The 16,848-nt window shown below is 71.9% G+C and carries 14 protein-coding genes and 1 pseudogene; 8 read left to right on the top strand and 7 right to left on the bottom strand.

Going from position 1 to position 16,848, the window contains the following annotated elements; genetic code table 11:
- Positions 1–109 precede the first annotated feature (109 nt).
- Positions 110–616 carry a hypothetical protein gene (locus AB852_RS05210; protein ID WP_073783958.1) on the bottom strand — a complete coding sequence of 169 codons (507 nt, stop codon included), beginning with the start codon at positions 614–616 and terminating at the stop codon, positions 110–112.
- 160 nt (positions 617–776) lie between these two features.
- Between AB852_RS05210 and AB852_RS40520 the strand changes: the two are divergent.
- Positions 777–1,177: pseudogene (locus tag AB852_RS40520) on the top strand (hypothetical protein); the annotation flags it as partial.
- Positions 1,178–1,238: 61 nt separating this feature from the next.
- Complete coding sequence (locus AB852_RS05200; protein WP_073783956.1) at positions 1,239–1,697, top strand: Tn3 family transposase; 459 nt, start codon at positions 1,239–1,241, stop codon at positions 1,695–1,697.
- 53 nt (positions 1,698–1,750) lie between these two features.
- Here the strand turns inward: AB852_RS05200 and AB852_RS05195 are convergent, their stop codons facing one another.
- Both AB852_RS05195 and AB852_RS05190 read right to left on the bottom strand, forming a co-directional pair.
- The gene (locus AB852_RS05195) at positions 1,751–2,827 is read right to left on the bottom strand and encodes a winged helix DNA-binding domain-containing protein (protein ID WP_073783954.1); all 1,077 of its coding nucleotides are present in this window, start codon (positions 2,825–2,827) and stop codon (positions 1,751–1,753) included.
- A 26-nt stretch (positions 2,828–2,853) separates the two neighbouring features.
- Positions 2,854–3,588 carry an alpha/beta fold hydrolase gene (locus AB852_RS05190; RefSeq protein ID WP_073783952.1) on the bottom strand — a complete coding sequence of 245 codons (735 nt, stop codon included), beginning with the start codon at positions 3,586–3,588 and terminating at the stop codon, positions 2,854–2,856.
- Positions 3,589–3,668: 80 nt separating this feature from the next.
- Between AB852_RS05190 and AB852_RS05185 the strand changes: the two genes are divergently transcribed.
- Entirely contained in the window at positions 3,669–4,643 is a 975-nt protein-coding gene (locus AB852_RS05185) for a helix-turn-helix transcriptional regulator (RefSeq protein WP_073783950.1), read from the top strand.
- Positions 4,644–4,916: 273 nt separating this feature from the next.
- Here the strand turns inward: AB852_RS05185 and AB852_RS05180 are convergent, their stop codons facing one another.
- Positions 4,917–5,102, bottom strand: a complete 186-nt coding sequence (locus tag AB852_RS05180; protein WP_073783948.1) for a hypothetical protein — start codon at positions 5,100–5,102, stop codon at positions 4,917–4,919.
- Positions 5,103–5,598: 496 nt separating this feature from the next.
- A complete protein-coding gene (gene pdxR / locus AB852_RS05175; RefSeq protein WP_079184303.1) occupies positions 5,599–7,074 on the bottom strand; it encodes a MocR-like pyridoxine biosynthesis transcription factor PdxR in 1,476 nt (491 codons plus the stop codon).
- Between the two features lie 102 nt (positions 7,075–7,176).
- On the opposite strand from pdxR, the gene AB852_RS05170 reads away from it, so the two are divergent.
- From AB852_RS05170 to hutI, 3 genes are all read left to right on the top strand, one after another.
- Complete coding sequence (locus AB852_RS05170; protein ID WP_073783946.1) at positions 7,177–7,728, top strand: carboxymuconolactone decarboxylase family protein; 552 nt, start codon at positions 7,177–7,179, stop codon at positions 7,726–7,728.
- Positions 7,729–7,986: 258 nt separating this feature from the next.
- The gene (locus AB852_RS05165) at positions 7,987–8,724 is read left to right on the top strand and encodes an isocitrate lyase/PEP mutase family protein (protein WP_073785466.1); all 738 of its coding nucleotides are present in this window, start codon (positions 7,987–7,989) and stop codon (positions 8,722–8,724) included.
- 447 nt (positions 8,725–9,171) lie between these two features.
- A complete protein-coding gene (gene hutI / locus AB852_RS05160) occupies positions 9,172–10,344 on the top strand; it encodes an imidazolonepropionase (RefSeq protein WP_073785464.1) in 1,173 nt (390 codons plus the stop codon).
- A 111-nt stretch (positions 10,345–10,455) separates the two neighbouring features.
- Here the strand turns inward: hutI and AB852_RS05155 are convergent, their stop codons facing one another.
- Entirely contained in the window at positions 10,456–12,705 is a 2,250-nt protein-coding gene (locus AB852_RS05155; RefSeq protein WP_073783944.1) for an RICIN domain-containing protein, read from the bottom strand.
- A gap of 678 nt (positions 12,706–13,383) precedes the next feature.
- Positions 13,384–14,328, bottom strand: a complete 945-nt coding sequence (locus tag AB852_RS05150; protein ID WP_107499171.1) for an RNA polymerase sigma factor SigF — start codon at positions 14,326–14,328, stop codon at positions 13,384–13,386.
- Between the two features lie 296 nt (positions 14,329–14,624).
- Between AB852_RS05150 and AB852_RS05145 the strand changes: the two genes are divergently transcribed.
- A complete protein-coding gene (locus AB852_RS05145; protein WP_073783940.1) occupies positions 14,625–14,993 on the top strand; it encodes an STAS domain-containing protein in 369 nt (122 codons plus the stop codon).
- Positions 14,994–15,769: 776 nt separating this feature from the next.
- Entirely contained in the window at positions 15,770–16,366 is a 597-nt protein-coding gene (locus tag AB852_RS05140) for an ATP-binding protein (RefSeq protein WP_079184299.1), read from the top strand.
- Positions 16,367–16,848 lie beyond the last annotated feature (482 nt).

The raw sequence follows: 16,848 nt of genomic DNA, 5'->3' as shown, positions 1-16,848 counted from the left end.
AGTGCGGAGCGGACCGGGCCGCCCGAGGTGGCTGGTGGCGGACGGGGCGCAGGCTGCCGGGCGAGGCAGCGGGGGCACGGACTGGACGGCGGATGCCGGACGGGGTGGGTCAGCCGCCCGAGCTGCCACCACTGGTGCTGCTGCCGAATCCGCCCCGGTCCACACCGTCCGACCCGGTGGAGCTGCCGATGCTCGTGGAACCGGTCGACCCGCCGGAATTGAGGTCGCTGTCCGTCCCGCCGGAGGACCCACCCGTGGACGCCCCGATGGAAGTGCCCACGGAGGTGCCGGTGGAGGTGTCGGGGGAAGATCCGCCGGATGATGATCCGCCCGAGACCAAGGGGCGTCCGAGTGAACCTTCACGGACCCAGCCGTCCTTCTGGGTGCCGCCGGTGTACCAGGACACGTTGGTACGGACCGTGTTGTCCGAGCAGGCGGACTTCTTGACGACCTTGTAGCCACGGGTCGACTCGTAGCTGTCGCGGTCGACGCATCGCTTGTCCGGTTCGGACGAGCACCCTGTCAGCGCGGCCGCCAGCAGCCCCATCCCGCCCAGCACCACCGTGGCCGACCGGAACTGCCGTCGGGACCTGCCGGTGCTCGCTGTTTCCCCCATGATGGTGTTCCCCCGTGATGTAGGTGAGTGGACGGCCCACGCGTACTCGGACGCTTGGTCGGTCTCGTCCGGTTGCCGAGCAAGTCCTGTACTCGGCAGCCGTATTCCCGTACCCGTCGCGGGCAGGTTGCTGAACTACATTCGCGATGTGTCTTTTGGAATGGTTTGCGCGCTCGCTTCGGCCGTGTGCTTCGGTACGGCGTCGGTGTTGCAGGCGCTGGCGGCGCGGGCGGCGCCACCGGGTCGGGCGTCGATCCCGCACTGTTGTTGCGGGCGTTGCGTGAGTGGCGGTACATCGCGGGCCTCGGACTCGACTCGGTGGGGTTCGTCCTCCAGGTCGTGGCGCTGCGGACCATCCCGATCTACGCGGTGGGCGCGGCGAGTCTCGCAGTCACAGCAGTCGTCGCGTCCCGGCTGCTGGGGGTTCGGCTGAGCGCACGCGAGTGGGGCGCGGTCGCGCTGGTGTGCGCCGGGCTCGCGCTGCTCGCCCTGTCGTCCGGTGCGGAGGGAAACGGCGTCGGTCCTGCGGTGCTGCCCTACGTGATGCTCCACGCTGCTCTAGCGGCTGCGTTCCGGGTCGCGAAAGAACGCCACCTACGCGGCCTTCCGCGAGGTCGGCCGCGTGATCCACACCGTCCAGCTCCTGCGCTACCTCTCCGACGCGCCGTTGCGGCGGCGGGTGACCGCAGCCACCAACAAGGTCGAGTCGTTCAACCGGTTCTCCCAGTGGGTCGGCTTCGGCAACCGCGGCGTCATCGCGGACAACGACCCCGTAGAGCAGGAGAAGGCGATGAAGTTCAACGCCCTGCTCAGGAACGCGGTGATCTTCCACAACACCCTGGACATCGCGGAGATCGTCCGCCAGCTGCTGGAGGGGGGACGGGAGATCGACCCGGAAGACCTGGCGCACATCTCGCCGTATCTGACCGAACACATCAACCGGTTCGGCGGGTACAGCACCCACGAAGTCGGCATCCGGCCGGAAGCGTACGACCCGAAGCTTGACGTCGACTTCGCCCCGCTGCGTGAGCGGGGTCGTGAGCGGGGTCTGACCGCCGCCGGCCTCGGTCAGGCCGCTTGACCCCACGCTCTCGCCTATGCGGCCGCCCTTTTTGGATCGGGATGCGGGTCGGCCTATGTAGTGGGCCGCAGAAAGCCGACGACGGCCGCCTTTCCCCTGTCGATACCCTGCTCGATCTGAGGCGGGACAGGTTCGAACGCATCCACCTGGATGGAGCGCGAGCCGGGGCCACGGGTCCAGGTGGCGATGGCCAGGCCGTCGGCGATGACGGTGGGGCGGATGAGGCCGCCTCCTGGCCAGACGCGGGCCTGGTGGAGAGCGGGCACGGACGCATCGCGGGTGCGGTAGCCGATCAGGTAGTTGTCGTAGGCGGGCAGCATGCGAACGTCCGGGGTGTCGGACGAGCGTGGGAGTTCTTTCACCCGCCCGGCGAGCATGGTCAATGCGTCGCACTCGGTGATCACACCGGACTCCGCCAGCATTTTCCAGGCCCTGCGGGCCCAGGTGATCGGCAGTCCGGACCACGCGGCGAAGTCCTCCAAGGTAGCGGGGGCGTGCGCGGCCAGGTACCGGCGGGCCAGCTCGGCGAGAGCGTCGTCGCCCTCCCACCGAAAGCGCCCGGTGGAGGGCAGCCAGTCGTCGAGCAGCACATACGTGGCCTCACCGGCGCGCTGCGGACCATGGCAGAGGATGCCGGTGAGTGCCGCGTGGCGGATCAGGTAGAACGGCGCCTGCCCGTCCGGCGGAACACCGAGGGTGGTGAGGCGCTCGGTCAGCTCGGCCCGGGTGAGTGCGCCGTGCGCGGCGAGAGCACGCCGGATGAGATGGTCGGCGCGCCGGCGCAGATCGTCGTCCAGGCCCAGCTGCTGGTAGCGGCGGCTGGTCGCGGCAAGGATCCGCGGGGACAGCAACTGCGACACCCAGCGGGCATCGCCGCTGGGGATGGTGTGCAGGGTGCCGCGCATGTACCAGTTGCGGACGATGCTCCGCTCGTCCTCGTACGCCGCGCGGATGGCCTGGGCGGTGATGTCCCGGCCGCGTACCCGGATGCCCAGGTCGGCGGCCGTGGCGTCCTGCGCCTGGATGGCGAAGACCCGTCGGACGACCGTCTCGGCAGAGTCCTCCCGTGCTCCGCCGGCCAGGGCCTGCGCACAGGCCCGCAGCCTGCGGATGCTCTCCTGGTCAGGCACCGGGCTGTGCCTCTCGGCCGACGCGGTCAGGAGACGGCCTTGTCGAGGAGGCGGGCGAGTTCGGCGGGCGCGGACAGCATCGGCCAGTGCCCGGTGGGCAGGTCGAAGCGCCACCACGGCGGCTGGTTCAGGTAGGCCAGCATCGGCACCCCGGCATCCAGCAGCCCCGTGAAGTCACGGCAGGCGATCAGGACACGGTCCACGCCGGGACCGGGCTCGGCCGGGCCGGCGAGACGCTGGGTGAAAGTGCCGAACGGCTGAGGGGTGGCACGCGTGCGCAGAGCGTCCCGCCGGCCCTCATCGAGCCCGTCGAGGCTGCTGGACAAGCCCAGGACCTCAAAGGGCGGCATCGGTAGCCGCCACCCGTCGCCGGAAGCGTCGACCTGCTGGCGCAGCTGGTCCGCTGACTGCGGCGGCATGAGGTCGAGCATGCACATGCCTGCGGCGAACGGGGCGCTGTCCACGTAGATCACGCGCTCCAGCCGGTCGCCGAGACGTCCGGCTGCCCCGGTGACCGGGGCGGCCGCGTAGCTGTGGGCGACCAGCGTGACGGCGCGCAGACCGTGCTCTTCGACAAATCCCGTGATGTCCGCGATGTGCGTGTCCAGGTCCGTCTCGGGTCCACCCTGGTCCGCGCGCTCGGCCAGGCCCGTCAGGGTCAGCGGCAGCGCCGTGTGGCCGCGCTCGCGCAGAGCGCGGGCGGTGTCCTCCCAGGCCCATGCCCCGAGCCAGGCGCCGGGAACGAGTACGAAGGTGGCCATGTGATCTCCCTGAAGTTAGGTGCTGCGGGGAGCGTAGAGTCGATACAGGACAGAATCCGCCCTGAAATGCCGAGGGATCCATGTCGCATCCCCTGACCCGTGTGCTGACCCTGCTGGAACTCCTCCAGTCCAACGCCCGGCTCACCGGGGCAGAGCTGGCCGACCGCCTGGACACCGACGTCCGCACGGTGCGCCGGTACATCGCCCACCTGCGGGAACTGGGCATCCCCGTGGAGGCCGAACGCGGCCGCCACGGCGGCTACCGACTGGCCCGCGGCTACCGCATGCCACCTCTGGTCCTCACCAACGACGAGGCTCTCGCCGTGGTCCTTGGCCTGCTCGCGGCAGAACGTCTGGGCATGGGGACGGCCGCGCCGGCCAGTGCAGGTGCCCTGGCCAAGATCGAGCGGGTGCTTCCGCACGCCCTGCGTGAACCGCTCGCCGCCATGCGGGAGACCCTGTCGTTCACCGCCAACGCCGTGATCGGTCAGGCACCCGGAACCGGCGTCCTGCTGGCACTGGCCCATGCCTCCCGCGCCCGCACGACCGTCGGTATCAGCCACCGGTCCTGGCGCCAGGAACACACCGAACGCGACATCGACCCCTACGGCGTGGTCTTCCACACCGGCCGCTGGTACGTCATCGGCCACGACCACCTCCGCGACAGCCTGCGCACCTTCCGCATCGACCGCATCGCCTCCGTCATCTCCCGAGCCGACAGCTTCACCGCACCCGTCGGTTTCGACCCCGTGGCCCACCTGACCTCGACCCTGGCCCAGGGGCCCTACCGCTGGCAGGTCGAGGTGACGATCCACGGCCCCCTCGATGAGATCGCCCGCCGACTGCCGCGTTCAGCGGTGACCCTCACCGCCCGGCCCACCGGCGTCCTGATGCACGCACGGGCAGAACGGCTGGACGGCATGTCCCACATGCTCGCCTCCCTGGAATGGCCCTTCACCATCCACCATCCCGACGAACTGCGACAGGCGCTCAAGGATCTGGCCGCCCAGCTGACCGCAGCCGCTCAGCGGGAGCTGGAAGAACTACCGCAGTAGATGCCGGATTTACTGCGGCGGAGCCCTACCGCGATCACCGTGACCTGCGGCGGGCCGTTCCGGCCGCCGGGGCGAGGCGTACGCATTTACTGCGGCAGTTCCGGAGGGGTGGGCGGGCGTGGCGATCGAACCAGTGACCGAACTCGGGGTCGGGGGCGCGTTGCGTGTGCCGCGCGCCCGGGTAGTGCCCTTGTCCGCCTCTCCGGCCACGTACACCGCGGCGGTCGAGCGCTACCTCACCGGCGCCGGGATCGCGAAGCCCTCCGCACGGATCTACCGGATCTCGCTGACGACGTGGGGATGGATGTTCGTCGGCGCGGCGGCGCCGACCGGTCCGGCCCGCCGGGGCGCGAAGCCGCCCGTCTTCCCCGTCACAGCGATCGACGACCCGGTGCTGCCGGAGGCCCTGGCCGAGCCGGCGGCGGCGCGGGCCGACGAGATGGACGCCGACACCGTCAACCGTGAACTGTCCAGCGCCCGCGAGGCGATCGGCTGGTGGCAGCGCCAGGGCTGGGCCAGGGCTGGATCGAAGGCGACCCGACGATCGGCTGCTGGCCCGCTCCCGCCACGCGTCCGTCCGCTCCCGGAGAAATACGCCCGCCCCGGCGTCGACTCGGTCGCCCGGCACGTCGCCGAACGCGACCCCGCTACACGCCGCTTCACGCCGCTTCACGTTAAATCCGAGCAGATCAGGGCTCCAAGAGCATCCCCGTTGCCCCTTTGGCGCGTATCCCGGTCACACCCCCCGTACAGCCGCAGGGCGTACCCGCGAGAACGGGCCGTCTGGCCGGAACGGGACCGGGGGCAGGTCGGGTGGGCGAGGGGTACCGGCGGGCGGGGGGGATCGACCGACCGCGCCCGCCGGTCGGCCGACACCCGCGCCGGGCCACCATCCTGCGCCGCCGCTCACGGCCACCCCGCTCAGGCACCGCTGGGCACCGCTCAGGTCCGCCGCTCAGGGCAGCGCCCTGCACAACGCGTCCAACGTTCCCGGCCACGCGCTCTCGGACGGAGCTGCGTACCCCACGACCAGCGCGTCCCGACGCTCGGTGAGTATCGCGTCCGGCCGGGTGAACTCCGCCAGGCCGTGCACCGAAAGGCCCTGCCAGTTCGCGGCCCGGATGACGGACTGCTCCGTTCCGGAAGGGAGTTCGAGCACGGCGTGCAGTCCGGCCGCGATACCGGTGGCCCTGACCTGCGGTGCACGCTCGGCCAGGGCGGCGACCAGTTGGTCACGGCGTCGACGGTAGCGCGTGCGCATCAGGCGGATGTGCCGGTCGTACGCGCCCGAGGTGATGAACTCCGCGAGCGTGAGCTGGTCCAGCGCCCCGCATCCCCATCCGGGCCCCTTGTCCCTCATGATCTCCGGGACGAGTCGGCGGGGCAGGACCATCCACCCCAACCGCAGGCCGGGGGCGAGCGACTTGCTGGCGGTGCCGAGGTAGACGACCCGTTCCGGGTCGAGGTCCTGAAGCGCGCCGACGGGCTGCCGGTCGTAGCGGAACTCCCCGTCGTAGTCGTCCTCCACGATCAGTCCGCCGTTGCGCCGCGCCCAGTCGACGGCGGCGGACCGGCGCTCGGGGTGCAGCGGCACCCCCATCGGGAACTGATGCCCCGGCGTGAGCAGGACCGCGCCCGGCGCGAGGAGCTCCAGCGCCTCGGTGTCCGAGCCCCGCGCGCCCCACGGCAAGGCGGGTGTGCCGAGTCCGCTGTCCCGCAGCAGACCCCGGTGGAAGTCGAGTCCGTACGACTCGACGGCGACGTCACGGACACCGAGCCGCCGCAGGGTCCGCCCCAGGACGAGCAGGCCCTGGGCGAAGCCCGAGCAGACGACGATCCGCTCGGGGTCGGCGCGTACACCCCGGGCACGGGCCAGATACTCGGCGAGAGCCTGGCGCAGTTCGCGGCGTCCGCGCGGGTCGTCGTAGCCGAGGGCCTCGTCGGGGGCGTCGGTCAGGGCGCGGCGGGCGGCCTTGAGCCACTCCGCGCGTGGGAAGGCGGACAGGTCGGGGGTGCCGGGCCGCAGGCTGTACACGGGCGCGCCCGGTTCGCGGCGCCCGCGTGCGGGAGGCTCGGGCAGGGGAACGGCGCGCTCCGCGACACGGGTGCCCGAGCCCTGCCGGGAGGTGAGCCAGCCCTCGGCGACGAGGTCGGCGTACGCGTCGGCGACGGTGTTGCGGGCGATACCGAGGTCGACGGCGAGGGTGCGGGAGGAGGGCAGCCGGGTCCCGGGCGGGAGACGGCCGCCGCGGACGGCTTCCCGCAGGGCGTTCATCAGGCCCTTGCGCACCCCGCCGGGACCGGCGGGGTCGACATGCAGATCGATACCGAGCCCCGCGCGCGCCGTGGTGGGGTCGTCGCCGGCCCTCTCACTGTCGTCAGCGGCCGTCCGGGGGCGCCTCGCCCGGCCCGCTCCGGTTCGCGTATCCATCCCCGCATCCATCCCCGAGTCTCCGAATCCCGAAAGTGGCCCATGATCCCACCGCTCAAGTGGACCATAGTCCTGGGTCACTCCGGTCATAGAGTCATCCGTATGACGACGACGCAGAGCACGACGAACCCCACCGCCCCGACCGCCGACCCCACCGCCGCCCCGCACCCGCAGTACGCCCATGAGGAGGCCGCGCGGCTCCAGTGGGCCAAGCACGCGCCCGATGTCTACAAGGCGATGGTCCGGCTGGATGTCGCCGCCCGGCAGGGGCTGGACCCGGTGCTGCTGGAGCTGGTGAAGATCCGCGCCTCGCAGCTCAATCAGTGCGCCCTCTGCCTCGACATGCACAGCAAGGACGCTCTGGCGGCCGGGGAGACGCCCGAGCGCCTCATCCAGCTGAGCGCCTGGCAGGAGTCGCGGCACTTCTACACGGAGAAGGAACTCGTCGCCCTGGAACTCACGGAGGCGATCACGGTTCTCCAGAACGGCTTCGTCCCCGATGACGTGTTCGCGAAGGCCGCAGGGCACTTCCCGGAGGCGGAACTGGCGCAGCTCATCTCTGCGATCACCGTGATCAACGCGTGGAACCGGTTCGGGGTCGCGACCCGCGCGGTCCCGGGCCACTACACGCCCGGCCAGTACAAGGGACTGTGAGGTACGGGGATGGCGCGCACACCCGACAGCGCGGAGAGTCACCCGACCGGTCGCGGGACCGGCCGCCCGACGAACAGCACCGCACACGGGCGCGTGGAGCCGACCTGGGGCGGGGACGCGACGGACAACACGCACCCCACCACACCTCAGGCCAACGCGGCCAACGCGGCCAACGCGGCCAACGCGGCCAACGCGGCCAACGCGGCGGAGGATGACACCACGGGTGCGGGGAACGCGAACGGGGGCGGGCCCCGCCCCGTGGATGTCTTCCGCGCCCTGCACCACGGCCGCTCCCCCAACGACCCGCTGGTCCTTCCCGGCCCGTGGGACGCGGCCAGCGCGCGGGCCTTCGTGGCCGCCGGGTTCCCGGCGCTGGCCACGCCCGGCGCGGGGGTCGCGGCCTCGCTCGGGTACGAGGACGGCCGTACGCCGCCCGCCGAGATGTTCGCGGCGGTGGCCCGGATCGTCAGGGCCGTGCGGCCCCTCGGGGTACCCGTGTCGGCGGACATCGACGACGGGTACGGGCTACCGGCGGCCGAACTCGTCGAACGGCTCCTGGAGACCGGGGCCATCGGCTGCAACCTGGACGACTCCGGTCCCGGCAAGGTCCTCAAGGACCTCCGGCGGCATGCCGACTGGTTGGCCGAGATCCGCGCGTCGGCGGGCGACCGGTTGTTTCTCAACGCCCGGGTGGACACCTTCGTCCGGGGCGTGCCGGATGTGGCAGCGGCGATCGAACGCGCACTGCTGTACGAGGCGGCCGGTGCGGACTGCGTCTACCCGATCGGCGCGCCACCAGCGGCCTTGCCCGTCATGCGGGCGGGCGGCGTCAAGGGACCTGTGAACATGGTCGCGTCGGCGGCCGGCCCCGCCGATGTCCTACGGAACGGCTTCCGCGAGCTGGGCGAACTCGGAGCCACCAGGATCACGTTCGGGCCGGGCCTACTGGTCAGGACGACCACCGCGCTCACCGATCTGGGCCGTTCACTGCTCTGAACGCGGCCACCATCAGGACACAAGCGGCCACCATCAGGTCATGCGGCCGCGTAGAGGACAAGCGGTCAGCATGAGGACACGCGGCCACGTGGAGGACAAGCGGTCACCATCAGGTCATGCGGCCACCAAGAGGGCAAACGGTCAGCATGAGGACACGCGGCCAGCAAGGGGACAGACGGCCTACCGGGGAGGCGCGGCCACCGCGAGGACAACGAGCGCCCTCCAGTAGTACCGGACACCATCAGGACAGCCGCCGTCCTCTCCCCGGCACGGCACCCGACACCGCCGAACCGCCGGGCACCGCCCCGCAACCCCCGGCCACCATTGGGTCAGTGGCCAAGGGAAGTAGGCCACACGGCGGCAGATGGGGGCGGGGAGGCGGCGGGGGTGATCTGTATCGTCGGCGGTACGGCGACCAGGGACCCGGAGGGGCCCGGAGAGGACCCCATGAGCACCACCACCCTCATCACCCGTATCGGTTCCCTCGTCACCAACGACCCCGGGGTCGGGGACGGGTCACCTCTCGGGCTGATCCAGGACGCGGCCGTGGTCGTCGAGGGGGACCGGGTGGCGTGGGTCGGCCCCGCCGACCGGGCTCCGGACGCGGACCTGATGCACGACGCCGAGGGGCGGGCCCTCATCCCCGGTTTCGTGGACTCGCACTCGCACCTGGTGTTCGCCGGGGACCGGACCGCCGAGTTCAACGCGCGTATGTCGGGGCACCCGTACCAGGCGGGAGGCATCCGGACCACGGTCGCGGCGACCCGGGCGGCCGGTGACGAGGAGCTGGAGGCGAACCTCGTTCGGTATGTGCGGGAGGCACTGCGGCAGGGGACGACGACGGTCGAGACCAAGTCGGGGTACGGGCTGACCGTCGACGACGAGGCACGGGCGCTGCGGATCGCCGCGCGGCACACCGATGAGGTGACCTTCCTCGGCGCACACATCGTGTCCCCCGACTTCGCCGACGATCCCGCCGCGTACGTCGACCTCGTCACCGGGCCGATGCTCGACGCCTGCGCCCCGTACGCCCGCTGGGTGGACGTGTTCTGCGAGAAGGGCGCCTTCGACGGGGACCAGGCGCGGGCCGTGCTCACGGCGGGCATGGCCAAGGGTCTCGTACCGCGGGTGCACGCCAATCAGCTCTCCTACGGGCCCGGGGTGCAGCTCGCGGTGGAGCTGGGGGCCGCCAGCGCGGACCACTGCACGCTGCTGACCGACGAGGACGTGGCCGCGCTCGCGGCCGGGACCACGGTCGCGACCCTGCTGCCCGGTGCGGAGTTCTCCACTCGCGCGCAATGGCCCGACGCGCGACGGCTGCTCGACGCCGGGGTCACCGTGGCGTTGTCGACGGACTGCAACCCGGGGTCGTCGTTCACCTCGTCCATGCCGTTCTGCATCGCTCTCGCCGTACGGGACATGGGGATGACGCCGGACGAGGCGCTCTGGTCGGCGACGGCCGGGGGCGCGAGGGCGCTGCGGAGGGACGACGTGGGCCGGATCGTCCCCGGCGCCTACGCGGACCTCGCGTTGCTCGACGCGCCGAGCCACGTGCACTTGTCATACCGGCCAGGCGTGCCCCTGGTCTCGGAGGTGTGGCGGCACGGGGTACGGGCGTAGGTCGGGGGATGTGCGAGGGACGTCCTGGGACGTGTGCGGGGGGCCGGGGCGGGTATGGGGGGCCGAGCAGGGGCGCACGGGCTTACGGGCTTCCCGGGCGCGGGGCCGGTGTCACACGGGAGCCTCGCCCGCCCGCCATCGCTGCGCGGTCGCGTCGCCCAGCGGGAGATGTCCCACGTCACCGCCCGCGCGCTTGGAGGTCGGCGTGACGGCGTGACCGGAGGCGATGGCCGGGAGGACGCGGCCCTTGGGGTCCACGTCGAACCGGAGGTCGCGGTCGTCGCGGCCGTCCGTCGGCGCGCATCTTCGGATGCCGACGCCCTTGTCGACGCTGCCCCGGCTGTCCAGGCAGAACTCGTCGTTCGCCCATGACCTGACGAGGCCCCGGGAGATGTCGAACCGCCAGCGCTGGGTGTCCGAGGTGTTGCACGCGGACATCACGACGTCGTTGCCGGTGAAGAAGTCCCCGTCACGGACGTCCAGGCAGAGGTCGGTGGACGCGTTCACGAACTGGGTGTACGCGCCGCCGGGTGGGCGGACCCCCGTGGTCGGCGCGGACGTGGACGGTGAGGGGGTCGGGGTCGCCCGGGGAGCCGACGGGGTGAGGGTGGACGGTACGGAGGCCGACCGGGTCGGGGTGCCGGGGACCGTGGCCGGAGGTGACGCGCCTGTCCGCCGCCCCTCGTCGGGGTCGGTGGACGGTTCCTCGCCCGCGCTGCCCCCCAACAGCACCACGAACAGCGGGGCGAGGGCGACGGTCACCGCGGCGAGGACGAAGCTGCGGGTGGGCCGCCAGGGTCGGTCCCTGTCGTCGGCCGGGTGCCAGCCGTCACCCTGGCCACCGCCGTACGGGTCCGGTGGGGCGGTCTCCCGCCGCACGTCGGCCGAGCCGTACGAACCGTTCGCCGGGTACGGGGTGCCCGTACCTCTCCCGGCGAGCCGCCCGCTCGCGGCCACGGCGCTGGCCGCCGCGACCTCTATGGCCTCCGTGTCCTGAATGGCCACGGTGACCTCGTTGGCCACGTTGTCCCCATTGGCCACGTTGTCCCCATTGGCCGCGGTGACCTGATTAGCCATGGTCACCTCATTGGCCGCGGTGACCTGATTGGCCACGTTGACCTCATTGGCCTGATTGGCCGCCGTGTCCTGATTGGCCTCTATGGCCGCAGGGTGTCCGCGTGGGAGGGCATGCCGACGGCGTCGCCGGTGACGACGGGAAGCGGTCGACGGGCTCCGCCACCTGTCCGCATCGGCCTCGCCACCAGCGTGTGCGCCGCCGGTCACACCACTGGCCGCACCGCCGCCCGCACCACCACCGCCCGCACCGCCCGCACCCCGGGCCGCCGCCGACCCGACCGCTCCTACGCCATCCACCCCACCCTCACCTGCACCCGCACCCGCACCCGCACCCGCACCTACGTCTTGCGGCCCGACCGCGAAGCGCACGCCTACGGTCTCCGACTCGCCCGTACGCCGGGCCGCGCCGCCGATCAGCGGGATCACCGGGCTCTCCGTGCCGGGCGGAAGGTAGGCGCCGCCGTTCCACGGGAGGAGTCCGGTGGCGAGGACCGTACGGGGGGTGCGGTGGAGGTCGAGCAGTACGTTGTGGGCCCGCCGGCAGCACGGGCACTGCGCGAGGTGGTCGTCCAGGTCGTGGTTCCGGCGTGGCTCGCGGGGCCGGACGGCCTCCTCGATCAGGCGGCGGTAGGCCTGGCAGTTCTGGTCGCCGTGACGGGCCAGTTGGGCCTTGAGGTAGGCGCGGCCGAGCACGTCGAGCGAGGGGCCCTTCGCCCAGGCGACCTCGTCGGCCTTCAGTCCGAGGTAGAGCGCGGTCTCCGGGTCGGGTGCGGCGTCCACGATCCCGTACCAGAGCACGCCCTGGGTGCGGGTGGGCAGGCTGTGGAACGCGGCCGGCATGGGGAGTTCGGCAGGCGGGCGCCGGACGAAGGCGGGCAGGTCGGCGCGGCGCTCCTCCTCGGCGTCGAGGAACGCGGCGAACTCCGGGCGCAACCGGACCCGTCGGCCGTCGGCCGTCCAGCCGGCGGCGATCCGGCGGACGAGCAGCGCCGCGTGGTGGCGCCAGGGGCCGGTGGGGTCGACGCCCCGCCCGGTGTCCCGCGCACCGAGGGCGAACGCCTGCGCGGTGAGCTGTTTGGCCGCGGCCTCGTCCACACCGAGGAGCCGGGCGTAGGCCAGGGTGGGCGCGTGATGACGGCGGCGCAGTTCCCGCAGGGCCGGGTAGGCCGTCGCGGCGTCCCCGCGCAGCAGTTCGGTGAGGCGGGCGTCCGCCTCACCGGAGTGGACACCGCCACCGCCACCGGCAGCCTCGGCAGCGCGGTCCGAACGGCTGCGCCGTGGCATCCGCACTCCTCCTCGGCCGGACGGCCCGCGGCCTCCCGGCGATCACTCACTCTGCGACGGCATACCGGTGAGTATGCGAAGGGGAGACCATAGTGAACGAAGAGGGTTCGCGGGGAAAGGCGTTTCCCCGGGTAAGTCAGCAAAGTGCGGAGGATAAATGCGTCCTGCGCGCGGACATTGTCGCGCCTTTACACGCCTACGCGTGGTCCGGTACATACCTACGCGCGGTCCGGGCTTGGTCCAGTCCATTCAGCCCGGCTCGGTCCGCCGCGGAGTTCCCGATCCATCGGGTCCACCGGTCCATGGCGCTACTCGTGCCGCTTCATCTCCCGACAAGCCGCGGACGGAGACCACTTGGCCGGACGGGACCCCGGCGGCGAACGGAACCGTGATACGGCCAGGGAGCGGCCGGGCAATGCAGCACGCGGGACGGAACCCGCGGCACAGAAGTGGGGCGGGTCCGTACGGACCCGCCCCACCGGACTCCCTGCCGGACTTCCTGCCGGAAACCTCACCGGAACCAGACTCCCCGCAGCCGACACCGGCGGTGATACCGGCGGTGATACCGACCACGACACCGACCGCGACTTCCCGGAGTCGGCACGTGCGCATCGAGTCGGCACGGACGCATTCACCGAATCGGCCACTGGCCCGGGCCGATGCGGGAATGGTCTATGCCTATTCCTCGACGGTGAGTCCTTTACGCAGCTTGACCAGGGTCCGGGAGAGCAGCCGGGAGACATGCATCTGGGAAATTCCCAGTTCTTCCCCGATCTCGGACTGGGTCATGTTCGCCACGAAACGCAGCGAGAGGATCTGCCGGTCACGTGACGGAAGTCCCGCGATCAGCGGCTTGAGGGACTCGACGTACTCGACACCTTCGAGCCCGTGGTCCTCGTAGCCGATGCGGTCCGCCAGCGCGCCCTCGGAGTCGTCCTCCTCGGGCTGGGCGTCCAGCGAGCTGGCCGTGTAGGCGTTGGACGCGGCCATGCCCTCCACGACCTCGTCGTGGGACAGCTCCAGATGCGTGGCCAGTTCGGCGACGGTGGGCGCGCGGTCGAGGCGCTGCGCCAGCAGGTCGCCCGCCTTGGCGAGGTCGAGCCGCAGTTCCTGGAGCCTGCGGGGCACCCGGACCGACCAGCTCGTGTCGCGGAAGAAGCGCTTGATCTCGCCGACGATCGTCGGCATCGCGAACGTGGGGAACTCCACACCACGGCTGAGCTCGAAGCGGTCGATCGCCTTGATCAGCCCGATCGTGCCCACCTGGATGATGTCCTCCATCGGCTCGCTCCGGGTGCGGAAGCGCGATGCGGCGAACTTCACCAGGGCGAGGTTGAGCTCGACCAGGGTGTTGCGGACGTAGGCGTGCTCGTAGGTGCCCTCCTCCAGATCCGCCAGCCGGGCGAAGAGGGTCTTGGACAACGCGCGGGCGTCGGCCGGGGCGACCTGGGCGAACGGGGGGATGGGCGGGAGATCCGCGAGGGCTTCCGGCCGGGCCTCGGCGGGCCGGGTGTCCACGCCGCCGCGGGGCGCGGGCAGGGGGACGGAAGCGTCGGTGGGTGCTGCGGGACGGGATGCCGACGTCGCTTCGAGGGTCCGCGATTCGTCGAGCCGGGGTGACATGTCGTCCTCCATCGTGTCCAGGCGTCAGGCTGCCGGTGCCATGGTGATCCTGCGGTGTGCGGCGACTCCAATGCCGGCCGTGGTGAGTGCGGTCTCTACTAGCCCTACCCGCTTTCCCGAATCCCTTGCAAGTTTCTTTGAATCGCAAATGTCCGTTTTAGTAGGGTTGTTCGGGTACCCGGGGGCGTACGGAAGGCGTAGGGTTCACTGAAGTCACACCCTTTTCCACCTCCATACATCCACCCCTTCCACGAGGGCCCGAGGCATTGCGGGACGGCCCGAAAGAGAGAGACGGCATGGACCGCGGGACGGTCGGCAGCGCACATCAAAACCGCCTCCTGGTGGAGGTGCGTCAGCAGGGTTCGAGTGCCGTAGTGACACCGGCGGGTGAGCTCGATCACCACACCGCCGAACTGCTCCAGGAACCGCTGGACGCATGTCTGGACAACGGCCTCACCAGGCTCGTCGTCGACTGCGCGCGGCTGGATTTCTGTGACTCGACGGGGTTGAACGTGCTCCTCGGGGCCCGCCTCAAGGCGGAGGCCGCGGGCGGCGGGGTCCATCTCGCCGGTATGCAGCCGGTGGTGGCCCGGGTGTTCGAGATCACCGGGGCGGACGCCGTCTTCACGGTGCACGAGACGCTCGACGCCGCGCTCGTGGAGTGATCCGCGCAGGCCGGGGCCCGGCCGGGCATACCTCCATCTCCTCCGTGACATCCCGGAGTAACCAGCGTCACAGGAAGCATGACCCTTTTGGCCGTGAGAAGTGGGTGTTCTCACGGATGTGCCGGGCAGGAGAACCCTGGATCGGACACGGGCCCCGACACGGCCCGGACATCGTCGGACAGAGTCGGAACCCGGCGCGGTCGGCGACCTGAGTGGTACGCCCGGCATGCGTCTGGATCATGTGGGAACTTGGGAACTTGATAGATGCTGGAACTGGTGAACCGGTGAATCGGTGAGGTGAAGCGCTGATGAGCACCACCCGGCCCCGCTCGCCGGGCGATCGCGGCCCGGAGCCTCGGGATGCCGACCCCATGGGACGGCCGGCCGACGCGGGCCCGCCCGGAGCGGACCCGTCGCGGTCCGGACCGGGATCGGGCGCGGACCCGTCGCCCGCGCCGGTGCCGCCCGCCCACGGCCCGCCCGCGCGGGAGTCCGCCGTCGCGGACCCGGGCGGCGGACCGGACACGGCCGCCCCCGTGGTGGCCGCGCCCGGCACGTCCGAGGCGAGCCGTACCGTCGCGGCGGGCACCGTCACGGCGAGTACCGCGACGAGCCCTGCCGCCACGGACACGGCTGCCCCGAACGGCCCGGACGCAGGCCCCCCGGCCGCACCGCCACCGTCAAGCCGACCACCGGCCACCCCGGACCCGGCCGACGCACGGCCGACCGGGGCACAGCCTGGCGACACGAGGCCAGGGGACATGAGGTCGGGGGACATGAGGTCGGGCGATCCACGGCCAGGGGATACCCGGCCTGGGGATACGCGGTCGGGCGACGCACAGGCGTCCGGCGCAAGGCCGTCCGGGACAGGGCGATCCGGCACAGGGCCCTCCGACACGGGGCCGTCCGACGCGCAGGCGCAGGCCGCCGACGCGATCGGCTCCGCGCCGGTCGCCGCCGGACCCGGCACCGTACGGCGGATCTCACTGCGGGACGCGCCCGGAGTGGTGCCCCTCGCCCGGGACTTCGCCCGGCAGGCACTCCATGACTGGGGCTGGCTGCCCGCGCAGGGCGCCGACCGGCGGGCCGCGGCCGAGGACGTCCTGCTCGTCGTCTCCGAACTGGTCACCAACGCGTGTCTGCACGCCGAGGGACCGGAGGACATGACGATCGGCTTCGGCGGCAAGGTGCTGCGCGTCGAGGTCACCGACCGGGGCGCCGGATCACCGGCGCCGCGCACCCCGCACCGGGCCGGACGGCCGGGCGGGCACGGGATGTTCATCGTCCAGCGTCTCTGTCTGGACTGGGGGGTCGTACGGACCCCCGGGGTCTCCGGGAAGACCGTCTGGGCGGAGCTCGGCGCCCCGGGTTGAAGCCCGCCGCCGCACCGCGGCAGCCGCGCCCGGCGGGGCGCGGACCGTCCCTCCCCCACCCGCTCGCCACGCGCCGGATCACCACGATCCGGCGCGTTCTTGGTTCTCCCCGGTTCCCCGTAGCCCGGTTCGCCGGTTCGCCGCAGTCCGGTTCCCCGCCGCCCGCCGGTCCGGTCCCCCGCCGCACGGGATTTCCGCCTTCCGGTCCGGTTCCCCGCCAGGTCCGGTCCCCGCCGTCAAGGCCGGTTCGCCGCCAGGTCCGGTCCCCGCCGTCAAGGCCGGTTCGCCGTCGCGCGGTTCGTCATCACCTGGATTCCCGTCGCCCCGGTTCGCCCTTCCGCACGGTTCGTCGTCGGCGACTGACGTACGGGAGCGGGAGCGCGTAACGGCGGCGTGCGACGGGAGCGCCCCTCCGGGAACCCGGGGGCGGGTCCTGGAGGGGCGCGAATCCGCTGCCGAGCAGCGCGGCCACAGCTACGGCT

Source organism: Streptomyces uncialis (genome assembly GCF_001905345.1).
GTDB classification, from domain to species: Bacteria; Actinomycetota; Actinomycetes; order Streptomycetales; family Streptomycetaceae; genus Streptomyces; species Streptomyces uncialis.
This window is presented reverse-complemented; position numbering and strand designations above follow the sequence as displayed.

Bases quoted from the DNA above. Each gene is read 5' to 3' on its own strand.
- AB852_RS05210 (WP_073783958.1), bottom strand. From the start codon at position 616: ATGGGGGAAACAGCGAGCACCGGCAGGTCCCGACGGCAGTTCCGGTCG.
- AB852_RS05190 (WP_073783952.1), bottom strand. From the start codon at position 3,588: ATGGCCACCTTCGTACTCGTTCCCGGCGCCTGGCTCGGGGCATGGGCC.
- AB852_RS05185 (WP_073783950.1), top strand. From the start codon at position 3,669: ATGTCGCATCCCCTGACCCGTGTGCTGACCCTGCTGGAACTCCTCCAG.
- pdxR (WP_079184303.1), bottom strand. From the start codon at position 7,074: ATGGATACGCGAACCGGAGCGGGCCGGGCGAGGCGCCCCCGGACGGCC.
- AB852_RS05170 (WP_073783946.1), top strand. From the start codon at position 7,177: ATGACGACGACGCAGAGCACGACGAACCCCACCGCCCCGACCGCCGAC.
- hutI (WP_073785464.1), top strand. From the start codon at position 9,172: ATGAGCACCACCACCCTCATCACCCGTATCGGTTCCCTCGTCACCAAC.
- AB852_RS05155 (WP_073783944.1), bottom strand. From the start codon at position 12,705: ATGCCACGGCGCAGCCGTTCGGACCGCGCTGCCGAGGCTGCCGGTGGC.
- AB852_RS05150 (WP_107499171.1), bottom strand. From the start codon at position 14,328: ATGTCACCCCGGCTCGACGAATCGCGGACCCTCGAAGCGACGTCGGCA.
- AB852_RS05145 (WP_073783940.1), top strand. From the start codon at position 14,625: ATGGACCGCGGGACGGTCGGCAGCGCACATCAAAACCGCCTCCTGGTG.
- AB852_RS05140 (WP_079184299.1), top strand. From the start codon at position 15,770: ATGAGGTCGGGCGATCCACGGCCAGGGGATACCCGGCCTGGGGATACG.